Annotated in this window: 26 protein-coding genes; 16 read left to right on the top strand and 10 right to left on the bottom strand. The window is 66.1% G+C overall.

Annotated features, from left to right (window positions below; all coding sequences use genetic code 11):
* Positions 1–8 precede the first annotated feature (8 nt).
* The 9 genes from ACEQZ0_RS01810 to ACEQZ0_RS01770 all read right to left on the bottom strand — a co-directional run bounded on the left by ACEQZ0_RS01810 (position 9) and on the right by ACEQZ0_RS01770 (position 6,281).
* Positions 9–734 (bottom strand): sigma-70 family RNA polymerase sigma factor, encoded by a 726-nt coding sequence (locus ACEQZ0_RS01810; protein ID WP_370187790.1) that lies wholly within the window; start codon positions 732–734, stop codon positions 9–11.
* A complete protein-coding gene (locus ACEQZ0_RS01805; protein ID WP_370187788.1) occupies positions 731–2,833 on the bottom strand; it encodes a flagellar biosynthesis protein FlhA in 2,103 nt (700 codons plus the stop codon). Before ACEQZ0_RS01805 ends, ACEQZ0_RS01810 begins: the two co-directional genes overlap by 4 nt.
* Positions 2,830–3,684 (bottom strand): transglycosylase SLT domain-containing protein, encoded by an 855-nt coding sequence (locus tag ACEQZ0_RS01800; protein ID WP_370187787.1) that lies wholly within the window; start codon positions 3,682–3,684, stop codon positions 2,830–2,832. The genes ACEQZ0_RS01805 and ACEQZ0_RS01800 overlap by 4 nt, the downstream gene beginning before the upstream one ends.
* Before the next feature lie 75 nt (positions 3,685–3,759).
* A complete protein-coding gene (locus tag ACEQZ0_RS01795; RefSeq protein WP_370187785.1) occupies positions 3,760–4,095 on the bottom strand; it encodes a hypothetical protein in 336 nt (111 codons plus the stop codon).
* The gene (locus tag ACEQZ0_RS01790) at positions 4,092–4,340 is read right to left on the bottom strand and encodes a flagellar biosynthesis anti-sigma factor FlgM (protein ID WP_370187783.1); all 249 of its coding nucleotides are present in this window, start codon (positions 4,338–4,340) and stop codon (positions 4,092–4,094) included. Before ACEQZ0_RS01790 ends, ACEQZ0_RS01795 begins: the two co-directional genes overlap by 4 nt.
* Before the next feature lie 119 nt (positions 4,341–4,459).
* Positions 4,460–4,972 (bottom strand): flagella basal body P-ring formation protein FlgA, encoded by a 513-nt coding sequence (locus tag ACEQZ0_RS01785; RefSeq protein WP_370187780.1) that lies wholly within the window; start codon positions 4,970–4,972, stop codon positions 4,460–4,462.
* A 50-nt stretch (positions 4,973–5,022) separates the two neighbouring features.
* Complete coding sequence (locus ACEQZ0_RS01780) at positions 5,023–5,445, bottom strand: hypothetical protein (RefSeq protein ID WP_370187778.1); 423 nt, start codon at positions 5,443–5,445, stop codon at positions 5,023–5,025.
* Positions 5,442–6,098 carry a MotA/TolQ/ExbB proton channel family protein gene (locus ACEQZ0_RS01775; protein WP_370187776.1) on the bottom strand — a complete coding sequence of 219 codons (657 nt, stop codon included), beginning with the start codon at positions 6,096–6,098 and terminating at the stop codon, positions 5,442–5,444. Before ACEQZ0_RS01775 ends, ACEQZ0_RS01780 begins: the two co-directional genes overlap by 4 nt.
* 21 nt (positions 6,099–6,119) lie before the next feature.
* A complete protein-coding gene (locus ACEQZ0_RS01770; protein WP_372529830.1) occupies positions 6,120–6,281 on the bottom strand; it encodes a hypothetical protein in 162 nt (53 codons plus the stop codon).
* Between ACEQZ0_RS01770 and flgB the strand changes: the two genes are divergently transcribed.
* The 13 genes from flgB to ACEQZ0_RS01705 are packed head-to-tail and all read left to right on the top strand — an operon-like array spanning position 6,282 to position 15,748.
* Entirely contained in the window at positions 6,282–6,629 is a 348-nt protein-coding gene (gene flgB / locus ACEQZ0_RS01765; RefSeq protein WP_370187774.1) for a flagellar basal body rod protein FlgB, read from the top strand.
* 2 nt (positions 6,630–6,631) lie between these two features.
* Positions 6,632–7,033 carry a flagellar basal body rod protein FlgC gene (gene flgC, locus ACEQZ0_RS01760; RefSeq protein WP_370187773.1) on the top strand — a complete coding sequence of 134 codons (402 nt, stop codon included), beginning with the start codon at positions 6,632–6,634 and terminating at the stop codon, positions 7,031–7,033.
* A complete protein-coding gene (locus ACEQZ0_RS01755) occupies positions 7,030–7,314 on the top strand; it encodes a flagellar hook assembly protein FlgD (protein ID WP_370187771.1) in 285 nt (94 codons plus the stop codon). The genes flgC and ACEQZ0_RS01755 overlap by 4 nt, the downstream gene beginning before the upstream one ends.
* A 15-nt stretch (positions 7,315–7,329) precedes the next feature.
* Positions 7,330–8,142, top strand: a complete 813-nt coding sequence (locus ACEQZ0_RS01750; RefSeq protein WP_370187769.1) for a flagellar hook-basal body complex protein — start codon at positions 7,330–7,332, stop codon at positions 8,140–8,142.
* Between the two features lie 5 nt (positions 8,143–8,147).
* Positions 8,148–8,888, top strand: coding sequence for a flagellar basal body rod protein FlgF (locus ACEQZ0_RS01745; protein ID WP_370187767.1), 741 nt, complete (start codon positions 8,148–8,150; stop codon positions 8,886–8,888).
* 21 nt (positions 8,889–8,909) lie between these two features.
* Positions 8,910–9,698: a flagellar basal-body rod protein FlgG gene (flgG, locus tag ACEQZ0_RS01740; RefSeq protein WP_370187765.1), complete on the top strand. Its 789-nt coding sequence runs from the start codon at positions 8,910–8,912 to the stop codon at positions 9,696–9,698.
* Positions 9,699–9,709: 11 nt separating this feature from the next.
* Positions 9,710–10,363, top strand: a complete 654-nt coding sequence (locus ACEQZ0_RS01735) for a flagellar basal body L-ring protein FlgH (protein ID WP_370187763.1) — start codon at positions 9,710–9,712, stop codon at positions 10,361–10,363.
* 11 nt (positions 10,364–10,374) lie between these two features.
* Positions 10,375–11,472 carry a flagellar basal body P-ring protein FlgI gene (locus ACEQZ0_RS01730; RefSeq protein ID WP_370187761.1) on the top strand — a complete coding sequence of 366 codons (1,098 nt, stop codon included), beginning with the start codon at positions 10,375–10,377 and terminating at the stop codon, positions 11,470–11,472.
* Positions 11,469–11,774: a rod-binding protein gene (locus tag ACEQZ0_RS01725; protein ID WP_370187759.1), complete on the top strand. Its 306-nt coding sequence runs from the start codon at positions 11,469–11,471 to the stop codon at positions 11,772–11,774. Before ACEQZ0_RS01730 ends, ACEQZ0_RS01725 begins: the two co-directional genes overlap by 4 nt.
* Positions 11,774–13,114: a flagellar hook-associated protein FlgK gene (gene flgK, locus ACEQZ0_RS01720; RefSeq protein ID WP_370187757.1), complete on the top strand. Its 1,341-nt coding sequence runs from the start codon at positions 11,774–11,776 to the stop codon at positions 13,112–13,114. Before ACEQZ0_RS01725 ends, flgK begins: the two co-directional genes overlap by 1 nt.
* On the top strand, positions 13,111–14,022 hold the full coding sequence (locus tag ACEQZ0_RS01715; protein WP_370187755.1) for a flagellar biosynthesis protein FlgL: 912 nt from the start codon (positions 13,111–13,113) through the stop codon (positions 14,020–14,022). The genes flgK and ACEQZ0_RS01715 overlap by 4 nt, the downstream gene beginning before the upstream one ends.
* 30 nt (positions 14,023–14,052) lie before the next feature.
* A complete protein-coding gene (gene motA, locus ACEQZ0_RS01710) occupies positions 14,053–14,916 on the top strand; it encodes a flagellar motor stator protein MotA (RefSeq protein WP_370187753.1) in 864 nt (287 codons plus the stop codon).
* A gap of 1 nt (position 14,917) precedes the next feature.
* Positions 14,918–15,748, top strand: coding sequence for a flagellar motor protein MotB (locus ACEQZ0_RS01705; protein WP_370187751.1), 831 nt, complete (start codon positions 14,918–14,920; stop codon positions 15,746–15,748).
* 7 nt (positions 15,749–15,755) lie between these two features.
* On the opposite strand, the gene ACEQZ0_RS01700 is transcribed toward ACEQZ0_RS01705, so the two are convergent.
* Positions 15,756–16,382 (bottom strand): TetR/AcrR family transcriptional regulator, encoded by a 627-nt coding sequence (locus ACEQZ0_RS01700; protein WP_370187749.1) that lies wholly within the window; start codon positions 16,380–16,382, stop codon positions 15,756–15,758.
* A 71-nt stretch (positions 16,383–16,453) separates the two neighbouring features.
* Here ACEQZ0_RS01700 and ACEQZ0_RS01695 point away from each other — a divergent pair, with 71 nt between their 5' ends.
* From ACEQZ0_RS01695 to ACEQZ0_RS01685, 3 genes are read left to right on the top strand one after another with little or no spacing between them, the layout of a single operon-like run.
* Positions 16,454–17,587 carry an ABC transporter permease gene (locus ACEQZ0_RS01695; RefSeq protein WP_370187748.1) on the top strand — a complete coding sequence of 378 codons (1,134 nt, stop codon included), beginning with the start codon at positions 16,454–16,456 and terminating at the stop codon, positions 17,585–17,587.
* Positions 17,587–18,330 carry an ABC transporter ATP-binding protein gene (locus ACEQZ0_RS01690; RefSeq protein WP_370187746.1) on the top strand — a complete coding sequence of 248 codons (744 nt, stop codon included), beginning with the start codon at positions 17,587–17,589 and terminating at the stop codon, positions 18,328–18,330. The genes ACEQZ0_RS01695 and ACEQZ0_RS01690 overlap by 1 nt, the downstream gene beginning before the upstream one ends.
* 1 nt (position 18,331) lies before the next feature.
* The gene (locus tag ACEQZ0_RS01685) at positions 18,332–19,315 is read left to right on the top strand and encodes an efflux RND transporter periplasmic adaptor subunit (protein WP_370187743.1); all 984 of its coding nucleotides are present in this window, start codon (positions 18,332–18,334) and stop codon (positions 19,313–19,315) included.
* Positions 19,316–19,323 lie beyond the last annotated feature (8 nt).

Genomic DNA, 19,323 nt, shown 5'->3' with positions numbered 1-19,323 from the left:
GGAAGAGATCAGGCAGCTTCGCTTTCGACGATCGAGAGCCTGAGTTTCGTGAGCGCCGAGGATTTCAGCTGATGGACGCGCGGAACGCTGACATCCAGGATCGCTGCGATTTCGGTGAGGTTCAACTCTTCTATGAAGTGCAGCTTGATGACGAGCTGCAGCCGCTCGGGGAGTTCGGCGATGGCTTGGGCCAGCGCGACCCGATCGCCGGCTTCGAGGAGGGCGGTTTCGGCATCGGGTTCGGCGGATTCGAATGCGGCGTTGGAATCCGAGTAGCAGTCTTCGAGATCGACGACCCGGGTTGCCAATTGCGTACGCATGTCGTGGTACTCCTCGATCGAAATCTCGAGTGTTCGTGCGACTTCCGCCGCCGACGGATCGCGGCCGAGCCGGCTGCGCAGTTCATCGACTGCGGCATCGATCCGGCGACGCTGTGCGGCTGCGCCGCGCGCTTGCGGGGACTGCGAGCGCAGCAGGTCGATCATCGCGCCGCGGACACGCATCTTCGCGTAGGCCGCAAATCCGTCCTCGCCGGGGCGATCATGCTTCTGGGCGCATTCGGTCAGGGCGATCATGCCGGCCTGCATGAGGTCGTCGATATCGACCGATGCGCCGCAGCTGCCCTCGTAATACCACGCCAGCTTGCGGACCATCGGCAGGAACCTGCCTATGCGGTCGTTGATCTCGCTCGAATAGGCGCGCTGGGCGTTGAAATTGGAGTGGTCGTACTTCATGCCGCGAGGGCCTCCGTTTCATGACCGAGTTGGGCGGGTTGTTCTTGGGTTTCGTCGCCGACGACCGCGATCACTTCGATCGGCTGGGCGGCGGGCAATTCGTTGATCGAGAGCACCAGGCACTGCGGCGCGCGCAGGCGCAGCAGCGCTGTCAGCGCGCGGCGTGCGCGCGGCTGGACGATCAGGGCCGGGCGCGGGGCGGCGGGGTCGCGCTGGGCGACGATCGCACCGATGCGCTCGCCGATCGAGCGGGCGAGGTCGGGTTCGATGACGATTTCACCCGAAGCCGGGTCCTGCAATCCGCCGACGACCATTTCCTCGAGCCGCGCGGCCAGCGTGATGACCGGCAGCTTGGCATCGGGCGGACAGGCTTCGGCGACGATCATCGCGCCAAGGTCCGCGCGAACGATGTCGATCAGGCGATCGTGTTCGGCGGTCTGCTGGGCGGCGAGCGAAATGCTCGAGAATACGCGCAGCGAATGGCGCAGCGAGATACCGTCGGCGAGCAGCGCGCGTAGCAGACGGGTCACCGCCGCCAGAGTGAGCGGCTGCGGAGTGATCGTCTCGATCAGCTGGCCATGGCGCGCGCGCAGGTGGTCGATCAGGTCGCGGACCTGGTCGGGTCCCAGCAGGTCCTGCGCCCGCGCGGCGAGCAGCTGGTGGATCTGCGTTGCGATCACGCTTTCGGGATCGACGGCGAGATAGCCTTCGGCGACCGCCAGGTCGCGCGTGCCGGGATCGATCCACAGCGCCGGACAGCCGAAGCTGGGGTCGATGGTCGCTTCGCCGGGGATCGGCTGTGAATTCATGACTTCGCCGGTATCGATGGCCAGCAGGTGGTCGGGCTTGATCTTGCCCCCACCAATCATCGCTCCACCAAGCGTGATGCGATAGGAATCGGGCTCGACCTCGAAACTGTCTTCGATGCGGAATTGCGGGACGATGAAACCGAAGGTCTGGCACATTTGCTTGCGCAGACCGGTCAACCGCGCGACCAGCGTCGCGCCGCGCTTCTCGTCGGTCATGTGGATGAGGCCGTAGCCGAGCTGGATGGTTACCAGCGTCTGGTCGGTTACCTCCTCGATCGCGATTTTCGCGGGGTCGACGACAACCTCGGGTTCGGGCTGGCTCTGCGCCGCTTCCTGGCGCTTGCGCAATTGATTCCACAGCCAGAAGGCACCGGCGGCAAGGGGCAGTATGATCGATTGCGGCATCGCGGGGATACAGCCGATCACGGTGAGAATGCAGCCGACCGGCAACCAGATCTTGGGGTCGGAAAGCTGGCCGCCGATCTGGCCGGTGAGATCGCGCGCATCGGATACGCGGGTGACGATCACCGCCGCGGCAATCGAGAGCAGCAGCGCCGGGACCGACGCGACCAGCGCGTCGCCGACGGCCAGGGTAATATAAAATTGCGCCGCATCGCCGGCCGAGAGATCGTGCGTGGTGATGCCGAGCACGAGACCCGCGATCACGTTGATGCCCAGAATGAGCAGCGCGGCGACGGCATCGCCCTTCACGAACTTGCTGGCACCGTCCATCGAGCCGTAGAAATCGGCTTCGGTAGCGATTTCGCGACGACGGGCCTTGGCCTCGTCGGCAGTAAGCAGGCCGGCGGCGAGATCGGCGTCGATCGCCATTTGCTTGCCGGGCAGGGCGTCGAGGGTGAAGCGGGCGGAGACTTCCGACACGCGGCCTGCGCCCTTGGTCACGACCATCAGATTGATGACCATGAGGATCAGGAAGACGAAGATGCCGACGGCGAAATTGCCGCCGATCAGGAAGGCACCGAAGGCCTCGATGACCTTGCCGGCGGCGGCTCCGCCCTCGTGCCCGTTGAGCAGCACGATCCGCGTCGAGGCGACGTTGAGCGCAAGGCGAAGCAGCGTCGCGAAGAGCAGAACCGAGGGGAAGGACGAGAAATCGAGTGGCTTCTGCGCATTCATCGCCGCCATCAGGACCGACACCGACAGGGCGATGTTGAGCACGAAGAAGACGTCGAGCAGCATTGCCGGGATCGGCACGACCATCAGCAGGATGATGGTCAGGATGCCGATCGGCAGCGCGAGGCCGGGGTTGAGGATCTGGCGCGCGCTCACAGGCCGAACGCCTTGAACTTGCCATAGGCGGCGGCGATGTGGTTGTTCGCCCGGCTAGGGCCCGCGCCGCCATCGCCGAAGGTCGAGCGCAGCGTATCCGCCATCGACGGTCGCGGCCCGCCCGCGGGAGGGAGCGAGGGGACGGCGAGGTTGCTGCGGCTGGGCATCGTCTGGCGGAAGGCCGGGCGCGCTGCGAAGCCGGCGAAATCGTAGTCGAGCCGGTTGCCGCCGCCCGGCATTTGGGCTGTGCCATAGGCCGTGGCGACCTTGTTGCGCATCAGCGACATGACATCGCCGACCGAACGCGGCGAGCCGCCATCGTAGAAGATCGCCCGGTTGGCGCGGGCTGCCTGCGGCATGAGCGCGGCGGCCGACTGGCCCGGATTGCTTTCGAGCGCGCCGAGGAATTGCCGGGCACCGCCGAGGCCGAGGAAATGGGCGAGATAGAGTTCGGCCGGTTCGGGTTCGCGTCCCAGGCTGGTGCGCAGGCCGTCGGCGTTTTCGCGGGTCAGTTCGGCGGCCATCAGCGACGAGGCATCGGCATCGTAACGCAGCGCCAGCAGGTGATCGCGCGTGGCACGGTCGGCAACGCGGCCATTGGGTCCGATCGCGGCATCGGCCCAGTCCATGCCGTGCTTGGCGGCATGCCGGTCGAGCGTGCGCAGCCAGGTGGAATCGATAAACTGGTAGAGGCCCGTTGCGCTAGACGTGCCCGCCTTCGCATTGGGATCGAGGCCCGATTCAAGCCGCGCCTGTGCCAGCAGGTAATCGAAGTCGACCCCCGTCCGCTGCGCAGCGCGGGCGATGGCGCCCTGCACTTCGGCGGTCTGGATAGGACTGATGGTGGGCACGAAACCTCCGGGAATTGCTTTCCCGGTGGATCAGCAAGGTCCGTGCCAATTTATCCGTGCGACAGGACGAAGGGCTCAGGCGAGTGCCACGCTCATGCCTTGCCGGGGCAGGGCGGAGTAGGGTTGGTTGCTGCCGCTTAGCGCGCCGAGACGGTTCTGGACGTTGCTGGCGATGAGGTTGCGCAGGCGGCGGTTGATCTCGTTGAGGCGACGAACCGCGTCGAGGACGCCGAGGCATTCTTCGTCGAGGCTGTCCTGTTCGACGGCCTCCAGCTTGGTGCACAAATCCATCTTGCCCGTGGTGCAGGTGACGATCCGTTCCAGGTCGAGAGCGGCAAGCGCCTGCCGCTCACCCTGCAAAAGTGCGAGCATCTGTTGCAGGGTCGCCAGCGTTTCCTGTTTGCGGCTCATTTCGCGATCTTTCCATAAAGGCCCGCAGCGATGATCGCGTCGGCGATCTCGAAGGGGATCAGCGGATAGGTATCGGACTGGATCGCCTTGCGGATCTCGGCCACGCGGTCGCTATCGACCGGAGCCTGCGAACCCGCCGACAGGCGCGAGGTGGCAATGGGAGCGTCGGCCTGATGGGATTCGGCCGCGACTTTCTGAGACGGCGAAATCTTTCCCGCTGCCGAAACGGCTGTGCTCGAACGCACGACCGCTCCCGAGAATTCCGGCAATCCGACAATTCGCATCGTTCCGCTCCATTGGCTGGTTGCTCCACAGAACGGCGAGGAATTGGCGAGTTTAACTCCCCGGCAATAAAATGTGCCGCCTACGGCAATTCGATGCCGACCTGGCCCGGGCGGATGACCATGGCACGCAGCGTTTCGGTGCGTTCGCCCGTGGCGCGCACCTTGATCCATTCGCCCTGTGCGCCGTCTTCCATGGCAGAGCCTTGCCGGGTCAGCGTGAACCCCCCGCCGCGCACCTGGATGCTGACGGCCTCGCCGCGGTGGACGAGCGTCTCGCCATAATTCTGCGCGCCGTGGGAACCACCGCCGCCGCCATTGTCGACCGCGACATAGATGCGCCACCCCGCGCCGGGGCAGGCAATCTGGACCGAGCGCTGATCGCGCCCGAACCATTGCAGGTCGAGCGGTGTCTGACAGGTGGCGAGGCGCAGGCGACGGTCGACCGGAAGCTTGGCCCCGCCGGGCTGGCCGACCTCGGCGCCGGTGAAATCGGCGACCGCGCGATCGATTATCGACAGATCCATCGGCGTGGCGGCTGCGGCGGTCGTCGCGAGCAGCGAAGCGGCAAGGGGTGCAAGAAAGAGTTGGCGCATGGTCGATCCTGACTCTGGTTGGCGTGATGGCCCCCACGGGGCCTCGGCGCCTATCGAGCAAGGTTCGTGCCATCTCCTTCTTCGCGGAGGTAGTCCACCGCGATGACGGTATCGTCGCGCGCATCGGGCATGGCCACCAGTCGTGCCGCCACTCCGGCGGCTTCGGCTTCCCCGAGCAGGCGCTCGCCCTCGGCAAGTGCATATGCCCGCCGTTCGCGCGTGTAGCTAACGGAGATGGTGGCGACTTGCCGTTCGTCGGTGACGGTGGCGAGCAACCATTCGCGGACGTCTTCGCCTTGCGCGGGCCTGTGCAGTGCGAGCGCGGAAGAGGCGACTGGCGCAGGGGTCCCGCTCTGGGTCGCGATGGCGGGTGTGGGCTGCTCCTCGCGCACGGCCTGCGCGGTAATAAGGAACAGGATCAGCGCGAGGTCCGCTGTCGCGGTCTGCCAACCCGATGCGGCGCGCAGGATCATGCCGCTTCCCTGTCGGGCATCGGGATCGCGCTACGGACGCCTGTTTTGCGAATACCGTGGGCGAGCCATTCGAGCACCTCGTCGCGATCGCGTTCTTCCTGCCGCGACTTGCGTCCGATCGCGCTCGCCAGCGGGGCGAAGAGGAAATTGGCGGCGACCAGCCCATAGAGCGTGGTGACGACCGCCATTGCGATAGCGCCGACGAGGCCGGTATCGGGCGAAGACGGACCTTGCGCCTGGCCCAGCGCGATCAGCGTCCCGGCCAGCCCGAAGACCGGCGCCAGTTCGGCGGCGCAGTCGAGCACGCGGGTGGCAGTCTGTGCGCGGGCGAGGCGCGCTTGCTTGAACTTCAGGTGTTCGGAGTGGAGCGACTGGATCGAGCGCTGGCTGATCATCAGGTCGGAGAGGCTGTCGAATTCATTGTCGCCGAAGCGGCGGACTTCGGCGCGGACGAATCCGTCGTCGGCGATCTCGCGGATCTGCAGCGCGAGCTCGGCCTTGGCGCGGGTCACGTTGAAGGCGCGTTCGAACAGGCCGCGCACGGCACCGAGTGCCGTCCGGCTGTCGGCAATGCCGCAGCGCATCGCCGTCGCCACGAGCGTGCCGACGAGGACGATGGCGATCGCGGCGGGATCAAACCAGGTTTCCAGCATGGGATAGCTACTCCTTGCAGCCTAGAACGGCGGCGGCAGCGGCAGTTTTATCCGGCGGATGAACTTTGCCGCCAACCGGCAAAGCTTTGCCAGTGCTTGCCGGTTTGCGCCGTTTCGTGGCGGCAATTCGGTTTTGGCACGCCCCTTGCTGAACATCTTCCGTAATAATTCGCGGAGGCTCACATGAGCGAAGGTTTGTTCGGCATTCACGGGGCGGCACTGGAAATCCGGTCGCAGCGTATGAGCGTGCTCGGCTCGAATATCGCCAATGCCGCCACGCCCGGCTACAAGGCGCGCGACGTCGATTTCGCCGCCGCGCTGCAGGCGCGGTTGGGCGGCGCCGAAAGCGATCGCGCCAGCGAAGGCGCGATGCAGTACCGCATCCCGACCATGGCCAGCCTCGACGGCAACACCGTCGAAATGGCGACCGAGCAGGCAGCTTTCGCCGAGAACGCGGTCGCCTATACGGCAACGCTCGGCTTCCTGCGCGGACGGGTCGAGACTGTCACCCGCGCGATCCGAGGCGAATGACGATGGCCGGCCCGACCTTCTTCGAAATCGGTCATCGCGCCATGTCCGCGCAGCTCATGCGCATGAACACGGCCGCGTCAAACCTTGCCAATGCCGGCTCGATCGCGGGCAGCGAGGAAGAAGCCTATCGCCCGATGCGCACCGTGTTCGAGCAGGAGCTCGATCGTGCCAGCGGCCTTTCCTCGGTCCGCGTGGGCGGGGTGGTGCGCGAGGATGTCGCGCCGATCCGCCGCCACGATCCCGGGCACCCGCTCGCCGACGAGAACGGCGATGTCTGGGAAGCGCCGGTCGATGAAAACTCCGAGATGGTCGAGATGCTCGAAGCCTCGCGCCAGTACCGCAACATGGTCGAAGCGATGTCGACCGCCAAGCAGCTCATGCTCGAAACGATGAGGATGAAATGATCACTTCGACGACCAATCAGGTGGCTGGCGCCACCAACACCGCCAAGGCCGTTTCGGGCCGCGGCATGGACGCGCTGGGCCAGGGCGACTTCCTGCGCCTGCTGACCGTCCAGATGCAGCAGCAGGATCCCTTCGATCCCGTCGATAACAAGGAAATGCTGGCCCAGATGGCGCAGTTCTCCTCGCTCGCCGGGGTTTCCGAAACCAATGCCATGCTCGAGCGGATAGCGGACAAGCTCGACCAGCTGATCGAAACCACCCAGTCCGCATCCGAACTCTGACCAGGGAGACACCCCATGTCCTTCTACACTTCGCTCAACGGCATGAAGAACGCGCAGACCTCGCTCGGGGTGATCGCGCACAATATCTCGAACTCGGAAACCTACGGCTTCAAGCGCAGCCGCACCGAGTTCTCCGAAATCGTCGCCGGTTCGGCGCTGACCAACCCGCGCATGATCCAGGGCATCGGTGCCTCGGTATCGTCGATCACGCAGAATTTTGCGCTCGGCCCGGTGGAACAGACCGGCTCGGCGCTCGACCTCGCGATCACCGGTGACGGCTTCTTCACCACGCGCTCGGGAGTCGACGGTTCGACGCTCTATACCCGTGCGGGTTCGTTCACGATGACCGAAACGGGCAGCATCGCCGACAGCGGCGGCAACCGCCTGCAGCTGTTCCCGGTCGATGCCAACGGCCAGGTGACCGGCAACACCATCTCCGACGCCCAGATTCCTGCCCAGAACGCTGCGGGAGCCGAGTTTGCCGGCGTGACGATCACCGCCGAAGGTCTTGTCCAGGCATCCTATGCCGACGGGTCCGTCGAACCGATCGGCGCGGTGGCGCTCGCCAGCTTCATCTCGCCGACCGGGCTCAAGAAGGTCGGTTCGGCGAACTGGGAAGGCACCGGCCTGTCTGGGCCCGCCAGCTATGGCTCGCCCGGCTCGGGCGCCTATGGTTCGCTGCTCTCGGGTGCGCTCGAGCGCTCGAACGTCGACATTGCCGAGGAACTCGTCGGGCTGATCACCGCCCAGCGCAACTTCCAGGCCAATGCCAAGGCGATCGACACCGCGACCCAGATCTCGCAGACCGTCATCAACCTGCGGACCTGATCGCCATGGACCGCCTCATCTATACCGCTCTTTCGGGCATGCGGGCGTCGATGGACAGCCAGCGCGTCATCGCGAGCAATATGGCCAATGCCAATACGCTCGGGTTTCGCGCCGAACTGCTCGACCAGCGCCCGGTCACCATCGAGGGCCAGCCCAACGAGGCGCGCGCGATGCAGACCACTGCAGTCCGCGGAGCGGACATGGCGGCGGGAGAAATCATCGAAACCGGTCGCGATCTCGACATCGCGGTCGCGACCGATGCGCTGCTGGCGGTCCAGGCGGAAGATGGCACCGAGGCCTATACGCGCCGCGGCGACCTGTCGATTTCGGCTACCGGCCTGCTCGTCAATGGCGACGGGCGGCCGGTGCTCGGCGACACCGGCCCGATCACCATCCCGCCGGTCGGCATCCCCGGGATCGCGCCCGACGGGACGGTGACGATCACCGATCCCGCAGCGCCCGACCAGCCCCCGGCCGAAGTCGGCCGGATCAAGCTGGCGACCTGGGCGGGTTCGCCGGTCAGCAAGGGGCTCGACGGCCTCTTCCGGGTCGAAGGCGGCGGCGTCCTGCCGACCGACGAGGCCGCGACCGTCCAGACCGGCGCGCTCGAACAGTCCAATGTCAAACCCACCGAAGTGCTGGTCGAGATGATCGACGCGCAGCGGCTTTTCGCCATGCGCAGCAAGCTGATCTCGACCGCTCGCGAAATCGACGAAAGCGGCGCGCAGCTCATGCGCCTCGGCTAATCAGGGAAAAGGAACACCACCATGCCCACTTCAGCCCTTCAGGTCGCTCGTACCGGGCTCGAGGCGCAGGACGCGCGGATGCGCGTGATTGCCAACAACCTCGCCAACGTCGGTACCACCGGCTTCAAGCGCGACCGCGCCAATTTCGCCACGCTTGCCTATCAGGACGCCCGCGTCGCGGGTCAGCGCTCGTCGGGTGAAACCGCCTATGCCACGGGCCTCAACCTCGGCACCGGCGTCGCGGTCCAATCGACCAGCCAGATCATGACGCAGGGGGCGCTGAACACCACCGGCAACGCATTCGACCTCGCGCTCGACGGTGATGGCTATTTCCAGATCGAAATGCCCGGCGGTCGCACCGGCTATACGCGCGCAGGCAATTTCACCGTGTCCGCCGAAGGCCAGCTGGTGACCCAGCAGGGCTATTCGGTGCAGCCGGCGATCACCGTGCCCGAAGGCGCGACGTCGATCGCCGTATCGCCCGACGGTACCGTGTCGGCGACCGTGCCCGGCGAGGCCGAAGCGACCGAACTGGGCCAGATCCAGGTCGCGCGCTTCACCAACCCTGCCGGCCTGCAGGCGATCGGCGACAACTTCCTTGTCGAAACCGCCGCCAGCGGCGCTGCCGAACTGGCACCGGGTGGCGAGAACGGGCGAGGCAATATCCGCCAGGGCATGCTCGAATCCTCGAATGTCAACATCGTCGAGGAGCTGGTCGAGATGATCGAATGCCAGCGCGCCTACGAAATCAGCTCGAAGATGGTTTCGGCCGTCGACGAAATGCTCCGCAACGCCAACCAGACACTGTGAGGATCGCTGCGATGAAACCCGCTTTCTGCATTCTTCCCCTGGCGCTCGCGCTAGCCGCCTGTGGTGGCGGTTCGGCGCGGCCGCAAGGCTTCGCCGCCGCGCTTCCGCCAGCACCGCAGGCCACGCAGGTCCGCCATCAGGATGGCGCCATCTACCAGGCCAGCCAGGGCTATGCGCCGCTCTATTACGGCAATCGCGCAGCGCAGGTCGGCGATATCGTCACCATCGTTCTGGTGGAGCGTACACAGACTTCGAAATCGACCAGCGGGTCGACCAAGCGCGACGGCAACGTCGGCCTGTCGCTGCCCAGCTTCATCGGAATCGACGACAGCGATCTTAATGCCTCGGGCGGTTCGTCGTTCAAAGGATCGGGCGATGCTTCCCAGGCCAGTTCGATCCGTGCCGACCTGACCGTGACCATTGCCGAGGTCCGGCCGAACGGGACGGCGCTCGTACGCGGGGAAAAGGTCATGCAACTCAGCCAGGGCGAAGAATGGGTCCAGCTTTCGGGCATCATCCGCCTTGCCGACATCGACCAGGACAATCGCATTCCCTCGATCCGTGTGGCCGATGCGCGCATCTCCTACTCGGGCGCGGGCTCGGTCCAGCGCGCGAGCCGCGAAGGCTGGCTGTCCAAGTTCTTCGGCGCGATCTCGCCCTTTTGAGGATGCCGATCATGATCCGTCGCCTCGCTCTCCTCTTCGTCGCGCTGCTCGCGTCGCTGCCGGTTCCGGCAGCGGCCGAGCGGGTCCGCGATCTCGGCCAGTTCCAGTCGGTTCGATCGAACCAGCTGACCGGCTATGGCGTCGTCGTCGGCCTCGACGGGTCGGGCGACGACAATTTCGCCTATGTCACGCAGGCCATGCGCGGCGTGTCGGGACGGCTCGGCCTGCAGCTGCCGCCGGGCGTGAATCCCGCACTCAAGAATGCGGCCGCGGTGATCATCACCGCCGAGCTGCCCGCCTTCGCCAAGCCGGGCCAGCGGATCGACGTGACCGTGTCGACCATGGGCAAGGCCAAGTCGCTGCGCGGCGGCGCGCTGGTGATGACCCCGCTCTACGGCGCCGATGGCCAGATTTACGCGATGGCCCAAGGCAATCTCGCGGTCGGCGGGCTCGGCGTTTCGGGCAAGGACGGATCCAAGCTGACCGTCAACGTGCCGACGGTGGGTCGCATTGCCGACGGCGCTACCGTCGAGCAGGCGGTTGCCAGCAATTTCGACTTTTCCGAAGTGCTGCGCTGGAATCTCTACCAAGCCGACTTCCTGACCATCTCGCGCGTGCGCGATGCGATCAACGCCGCCTACCCGGGCATGGCGCAGGTCGAGGATGGCGTGACGCTCGCGCTGATGCTCCCGCCGGGTGCCAACACCCGCGCCGAGATCATGGCGCGAATCGAAATGCTCGATGTCGACCCGGCCGAACGCGCCGCCAAGGTGGTGATCAACAGCCGCACCGGCACGATCGTCATCTCGAGCGCCGTGCGTCTGGCCCCTGCGGCGATCAGCCACGGCAGCCTGGTCGTGCGGATCGACGAAAACCCCACCGTGGTCCAGCCCGAGCCGTTCTCGCGCGGACGGACTGCAGTCGAGCAGAACAGCACGATCACCGCGCGCCAGCAGGACAATGTCGTCTCGCGCGTCGGGCCGGGTGCCTCGCTTGCCGAGGTGGTCGATGCGCTCAACGCGCTGGGCGCTACTCCCGCCGACCTCGTCGCGATCCTCGAAGGTCTCAAGCAGGCCGGATCGCTCACCGCGGAGCTCGTGATCATATGACGGCCCTAACGATCTCCATGCCCGGGGCAAAGCCGCTTGGCGAAAAACCGGCCTCCCCGGATCGCAGCGAACTGCGCCAGGCGGCGCAGCAGTTCGAGGCGATCCTGCTGCGCCAGATGCTCGCCAGCGCGCGGAGCACCGATTTCGGCGGCAACGACCTGTTCAGCGGCGAGGGCGAGGATACCTTCCGCGAGATGCGCGATGCGCGTTTTGCCGAGGTGACCGCGCAATCGGGCCAGCTCGGCTTCGCCGCGGCCATCGAACAGCAGCTGTCGCGCTTCCTGCCGCAGGGTGAGAGCTGATGGCTTCCGACCTTCTCTCGATCGCCGCCAGCGGCGCCCGCGCGGCGCGCGGCGCGCTCGATGTCACGGCGCAGAACATCGCCAATGCGTCGAGCGATGGCTACGTCCGTCGCAGCCTGCGGATCGAGGAAGTCTCCGCCTCGGGCGGCGCCGGCCGGATCGGCGACATCTCGCTGTCGGGTGCGCGGATCGCCGAGATCCGCCGCAACGCCGATTCCTTCCTCCAGGGTGAAGTGCGTCGCACTTCGGGCGACCTGCAGCGCGCCAACACCGAGCTGGCAGGCCTGCGCAACATGGAAAGCGCTCTCGAACAGTCGGGCGTCTTCACCGCCATCGTCGAATTCGAGGCAGTGCTCCAGCAGCTCGCCGGCGACCCCATCGATCCCTCGCGCCGCGCCGCCGTGGTGGCCGAAGCCGATACGCTCGCCAACAAGTTCAACATCACCGCCTCGGGCTTCGATTCGGTGGGCGCAGGCTTGCGTTTCGAAGCCGAGGCGCAGGTTTCGAACGCCAATATCGTCGGCGCCGAGCTGGCACGGGTCAATCTGCGCCTCACGCGTGCCGGGGGTGGCAGCAGCGACCGTGCCGCGCTGCTCGACCAGCGCGACCAGCTGCTCGAACGTCTCGCGGGCTTCAGCTCGATCACGACGACCTTCGCCAGCGATGGCACGGTCGCGGTTTCGCTCGGCAGCAATCCGGCACGCAGCTTCGTGCAGGGTGGCGCCGCATCCACCCTGAGCTCGGCGACTGCCGCCGACGGCACGCTGAGCTTTGCGGTCGACGGCCAAGCGGTCACGCCGGGTTCGGGCGCGCTCGCGGGAGCCTCGCTGGCGCTCACCGAGCTGGCCTCGGTCCGCGGACGGCTCGATACGATTGCCGCAGGGCTCGCCGATGCGGTGAACAATGCCCAGGCGGCCGGCGTAGCGCTCGACGGTTCGCAGGGGCAGCCGCTCTTTGCGGGCAGCACGGCGGGCACACTTCGCGTTGCGATGACCGATGGCAGGGGCCTCGCGACCGCGCCCGCGGGCGCTGCGGCGGGGAGCCGTGACGACGCCAATCTCAACGCACTTCGCAAATCGCTAGCCGGCATCGATCCGGCCCAGCAGCTCAGTGGCTTGCTGTTCGACGTGTCGAGCAAGGTCGCAGGGCGCAACGTCACACAGAGCGCGCTCGAGACGATTGCCTCGTCGGCGCGAGTCTCGCTGGAACAGCAGTCGGGCGTCGATCTCGATGCCGAGGCGGCCAATCTGATCCGTTTCCAGCAGGCATTTCAGGCTTCGGGCCGGGCGATGCAGACTGCGAGCGACATCTTCGACACACTTCTGGGAATCGGCCGATGATCAATCTCAGCACCGGGGCCTTTTACGAGCGGGGAACGCGCCAGATCGGCAGTCTTCGCGCGCAGGCGGAATCGCTCCAGCAGCAGATCGGGACCGGCGAGCGGCTCGAGCGCTCCTCGGACGACCCGGTTGCGGCGGCGCGGCTGCGCATGATCAGCCGCAACGAGCGGATCGCCACCGTCGATACGCGCAATTCGCAGCTTGCCGAGGCCGACCTGTCGCTCACCGACCGGACGCTCAGCTCGGTCGCCGACCTCGTCGTTCGGGTGCGCGAACTGGCCGTGCAGGCATCCAACGCCACGCTCAGCGACGACCAGCGCGCCGCGATCGGGGTGGAGGTGGCCAGCCTGCGCGAAAACCTCGTGCTGCTGGCGAACAGCCGGAACATCGCCGGGCACTCGCTGCTCGGCGGGCAGACTGCAGGGGCGGCCTATGCCGACAACGGCGGCGTGATCCAGTTCGTGGGCACCACGGAAGTCACGCCGCTCGAAATCGGCGAGGGGCAGTCGGTGGTGCCGGGTCTGACCGGTCCCGAGATCTTCCAGTTCGATACCGCGAATGGCTCGAAAGACCTGTTCACCGTGCTCGGTGATCTGGCGACCGCGCTCAAGGCCGGCGGACAGGGCGGGGCCGATGCCGGCGCCGCCTCGCTGGTCGACCTCGATGCGGGTCTCGAGAAAGTCACCACCGCGCAGACCGTGGTCGGCGCGCGGCTCAACTGGATCGACCTGATGAGCGAACGGCGCGAGGCCAATGCCGAACGCGTGGCCGATGAACGCTCGAATGTTGGCGGTGCCGATATCGCCGTGACGATGAGCCGGCTGCAGGAAACGCTTACCGTCCTCGAGGCAACCCAGGCCAGCTTCGTCCGTCTCGCCAATCTTTCGCTCTTCTCGATGCTGCGCTGATCGCGGCCGGAAACAACAGGGGATTCAATCGTGTTCGCCGCAATCGGAATAGTCATCTTGCTCGTCATGGTGTTCGGCGGCTTCGCCCTCACCGGCGGCGCCCTCGGGCCTGTCATGGAAGCCGTGCCGCATGAGATGCTGATCATCGGCGGCGCCGCAATCGGCGCGCTGGTGGCGGGCAATTCGATGGATGGCCTCAAGGCGATCGGTCGATCCTTGAAGGTCATTTTCAAGGGGCCGCAGCACACCAAGCAGGATCATATCGACGCGATCGCATTGACCGCGCAATGCATGAAGCTGCTCAAGAACGAAGGGCCGGTGGCGCTCGAGAGCCATGTCGAAAACCCGCAGGATTCGACGATCTTCAGCGCCTATCCCAACCTGCTCAAGAACGAGCCGCTCGTGGGTCTCATCTGCGACACGCTGACGCTGCTGGTGGTATCGTCGGGCACGCTCGAGACGCATGCGGTCGAGGAAGTGATGGACAATGCGATGAAGACGCATTTCCACGAGCTCCACGAGCCGCAGCACACGCTCCAGTCGCTCGCCGATGCGCTGCCAGCGCTGGGGATCGTCGCGGCCGTCCTCGGCGTGGTCAAGACCATGGGTTCGATCGACAAGCCGCCCGAAATCCTCGGCGGCATGATCGGCTCGGCACTGGTCGGAACCTTCCTCGGCGTGCTGCTGGCCTATGGTATCGTCGGCCCGCTCGCCGGACGCCTCAAGCAGGTGCTCGAACAGGACGAGCAGATCTTTCACGCGGTCAAGCAGGTGATCATCGCCTCGCTCTACGGCCACCCGCAGCCGCTGGTGGTCGAAAGCGCCCGCTCGGGCCTCGGCCATACGGTTCGCCCGGGGCTGAACGAGCTGCTCGACGCTCTCAGGGGTCGGTAGGATGGCCAGCAAGGCGGCGGGCCGCAACGAACCACCCGCTCCGATCATCGTCAAGAAGGTCACCGTGGTCGCGGCCGGGCATCATGGCGGTGCCTGGAAGGTGGCCTATGCCGACTTCGTGACCGCGATGATGGCCTTCTTCCTTTTGCTGTGGCTGCTCGGCGCAACGACCGAGGACCAGCGCAAGGGACTGGCCGACTATTTCACGCCGACACTGGTCAAGACCAAGGAGCAGAGCGCGGGCGCCGATGGCGTGCTCGGCGGTTCCTCGCTGGTCGATGTCGACAGCTATCCGCATGCCGCGGGGCAGACCGGCACCAAGACGCTGACTGTTCCGCGCGATGCGACCGGCGGCCCGAAGGAGGGCGCCGCCAGCGTCAAACAGATCGAGCACCGCGTAGCCGAGGCGATCGCCGACAAGGAACGCCTCAAGCGGCTTATGCGTCAGGTGCGCATGGTCGATACGACCACCGGCATCAGGATCGACCTGGTCGACGATGCGGACTTCTCGATGTTTTCCCTGGGAACCACCGTCCTGACCACCGATGCACGAGCCTTGCTCGATCTTATCGCCGAGGCGATCGGGCCCGAGGGCGGCAAGATCACCGTGCGCGGACATACCGATGCCCTGCAGTATCGCGATCCGGCGCGGGTCAACAACTGGTCGCTCTCTGCCGGGCGCGCCGAAACCACGCGGCAGATGCTCATTCGTCACGGGATCGCGCGCAATCGCTTCCGCCGGATCGAAGGCGTCGCCGATACCGAACCGCTGATCGCGAACGACCCGTCCGATCCGCGCAACCGCAGGATTTCGATCACGCTCGAGCGCTGAGGCCCGCTCAGCGCCGGGCGTAGGCGCGACAGAAGACCTCGACCGCACCGGCGATCCGCGCGCGGTTGCGGCCGGGATCGTCCGGCGCGCCGAAGCGGCGCTCGAGATCGCCCATCCCCTTGCACATGCTGGCGAATTGTTCGGCCGCCAGGTCGGGGTCGTCGATGTCGATTTCACCGGCCTCATGCATGGCGGCGAGCCGCGCGGCAAAGGCCTTTTTCATCCGCAACGGCCCCGCGGCGAGGAACGCTTCGCCAACCGCCGGTTCGTGCTCGGTCTCGGCCGCGATGCGCCTTTCGAATTGCACCATCCGGGGGCGCGACAGGAAGGACACCATGGCTTCGGCGATGGCGGTCAGCCGGTCGCGCAGGCTGCCCGAGCCGATCTCGGGCACTTCCAGGCTGCTGCGCAACTGCGCGCATTCCTGCTCGACAGCCGCCGTGAACAGGGCGCGCTTGTCGCCGAAACGGTTGTAGATCGTGACCTTCGATACACCCGCATCGGCCGCGATCTGCTCGATCGAACTGGCCGCGAAGCCGTGCTCGAAAAAGCTCGCCGCCGCGGCGGCCAGGATCGCCTCGCGCTTGGCCTCGTCTGCCGGGCGGCCACTGCGTTTGGGCGCGGTGCTTGACAATATGAACGCCTCCGTTCATGTGAACTACATCGTTCAATAATGGACGAAGCGAGGGAACAAGGCAAGCGCACGTGCTCTGGATCGCGATCAGGATGCTCACCGGCGATGCCCAGAAGTTCTACGGGCTCGTGTTCGGAATTGCCTTTTCGACCCTGCTCATCACACAGCAGCTGACCATCTTCGTCAATCTCATCGAGCGCGGGGCGAGCGGTGTCTATAACGTCTCGAGCGCCGATATCTGGGTGATGGACCCGGTCAGCCGCACCACCGATGTCGCCTATGCCATGCCCTCGACTGCGCTCGACAAGGTGCGCAGCGTGCCCGGGGTCGCCTGGGCGGTGCCGCATATCCGCGCGCAGGCCAGCGTCCGCACCGGGGATGGCGATCTCGAGGGCGTGGCGGTAATCGGGGTCGACGATGCCACGCTCATCGGCCTGCCCAAGCGGATGATCGAAGGATCGAAGGATATCCTCTCGATCCCCGACAGCGTCATCATCGACGATGTCGGGGCGACGCGCATGTTCCCCGACCAGTCACCGATCGACGAGCGGCTCGAGCTCAACGACCAGCGCGCGGTCATCCGCGGTATCGCCGACGCCATTCCCAGTTTCACCAGCACCGTGGTGCTTTACACCAAATACAGCCAGGCGCTGAACTATGTCCCCGGGACCCGCAACCGCCTGTCCTTCGTCCTGGTCGGGGCGGAGGATCCCGAGCAGGCGCAGGCACTGGCGCAACGAATCACGCGCGAGACCGGGCTGAAGGCGCGTACGCGCGACGAGTTCGCCGAGGACGGGATCGATTTCATCATCGAGAACACCGGCATCCCGTTCAACTTCGGGATCACCGTGGCGCTCGGCTTCATCGTCGGCGTGGCGATCGTCGGTCTCACGTTCAGCCTCTTCATCCGCGACAACATCAAGCAGTTCGGCGCGCTCAAGGCGATCGGCGTGACCAATACCAAGATCCGCCGCATGGTGGCAGTGCAGGCGGGACTGGTCGGGCTGATCGGCTATGGCCTGGGCGTGCTGGGCACGATCATCTTTATCTGGGGCTTTGCCAGCAACCCGACCTTCAAGGGCTTCTACATCCCTTGGCAGATTCCGCTGATCAGCCTGGCGTCGGTCGCGCTGATCCTTGCGCTCACCGGCTGGCTGGCGTTGCGCAACGTGCTGAAAACCGAACCGGCATCGGTGTTCCGCTGATGGGAAGCAAGCTCGACACCAGCGCAATTGGCGGCTGCAATCCCGAAGCGGCGATCTGCACCCGCGGCGTGACGCGCGATTTCCAGGCGGGGCAGCAGACGATCACCGTGCTGCACGGGATCGATCTCGATATCCGCGCGGGAGAGATGACTTTCCTCGTCGGCGAGAGCGGGTCGGGCAAGACCACTCTGATCTCGATCATGTGCGGGATTCTCTGGCCGACCCTGGGCGAGGTGAAGGTCTTCGGGACCGACATCTACGACCTCGGCGACACCGACCTCGTCGAATTCCGCCTCGCCAACATCGGCTTCATCTTCCAGCAGTACAATCTCATCCCCTCGATCGATGCCGCCAGCAATGCCGCAGTGCCGCTGATCGCCCAGGGAATGGAGCGCCACGCGGCGCGCAGGCGCGCGGTGGAAATGCTCGAGAAACTCAACATCGGCGATCAGGCGGGCAAGCTGCCGAGCCAGCTTTCGGGTGGCCAGCAACAGCGCGTCGCCATCGCCCGTGCACTGGTGCATGAACCGCGGCTGGTGGTTTGCGACGAGCCCACGGCGGCGCTCGACGCATCCTCCGGTCGCCGGGTGATGGACCTGCTGCGCGAGGTTGCCGTGGCCGAAAACCGCGCCTGCATCATCGTCACCCACGACAATCGTATCTTCGACCTCGCCGACCGCATCCTCGTGCTCGAGGACGGCCGGATCACCCATGACGGCAGCGACATGCCCGAAGGACACTGACATGGCCCTCGACTGGAAAAACCTCAGCTTTCCGCGCCAGATTCTCCCGGCGATCGCCGTGGTCGGCTTGCTCGGCGCGGCGGCCTTCATCCTTGCCGGACTGCCCGACCGCACGCTGTCTGATCCCGAGCGCGAGCCGCCGCATGCGCCTGCCGATCTTGCCGCAAAGCCTCGTGTGGCGGGTTCCGGCGTGGTCGAACCGTCGAGCGAGACGATCCAGATCGGATCGGCGCTTTCGGGGCTCGTCACAGGTCTCTACGTCGAGCCGGGCGACCGTGTCGGCGAGGGCCAGTTGCTGTTCAAGGTCGACGATCGTGCCGCCCGCGCGCAGCTGCGCGAGGCGCGGGCCGCGATCACCGAATCCCGCGCTGCGATCGCCGAAGCACAGAGCGCGCGCGCCACGGCAGCCCGCCAGCTTGCGCTCTACCGACAGGTCGAAGATCCCGCCGCAGTCAGCCGCGCCGAAGTGATCCGCGCCGAGGGTGAAGCCGCCGCGGCAAGCGAACGCCTGCGGCTGGCGCAGGCGCGCCTGCAGGCGGCAGAGGCGCGCGCCGGATCGGCCCGCACCGAGATCGACCGGCTGGCGATCCGTGCGCCGATCGCGGGCGAGATCCTGGCGGTGAATATCCGCAAGGGCGAATTCGTCAGCACCATGGGCGGGGGCGGGGCGCAGCCATTCATCGAGATGGGCCAGACGAGCCCGCTCCACGTCCGGATCGACATCGACGAGGAACAGGCCCCGCACCTTCGGCTGGGCGCCCCCGCCACGGTCAGCCCGCGCGGCGCGGCGAACCGGCAGGTGGAGGCAGTATTCGTGCGCGCAGAACCGCTGGTTATCCCCAAGCGCTCGCTCACCAACAGCGCCGCCGAACGCGTCGACGTGCGCGTGTTGCAGGTGATTTACCAGCTGCCCGAGACCAACGGACTGTTCCGCGTCGGCCAGCAGGTCGATGCCTATATACCCGCCAAGGGTGACGGAGAGTGAAATTGCGG

Origin of the sequence: Qipengyuania sp., assembly GCF_964227205.1 — a bacterium.
GTDB lineage: Bacteria > Pseudomonadota > Alphaproteobacteria > Sphingomonadales > Sphingomonadaceae > Qipengyuania.
This window is presented reverse-complemented; position numbering and strand designations above follow the sequence as displayed.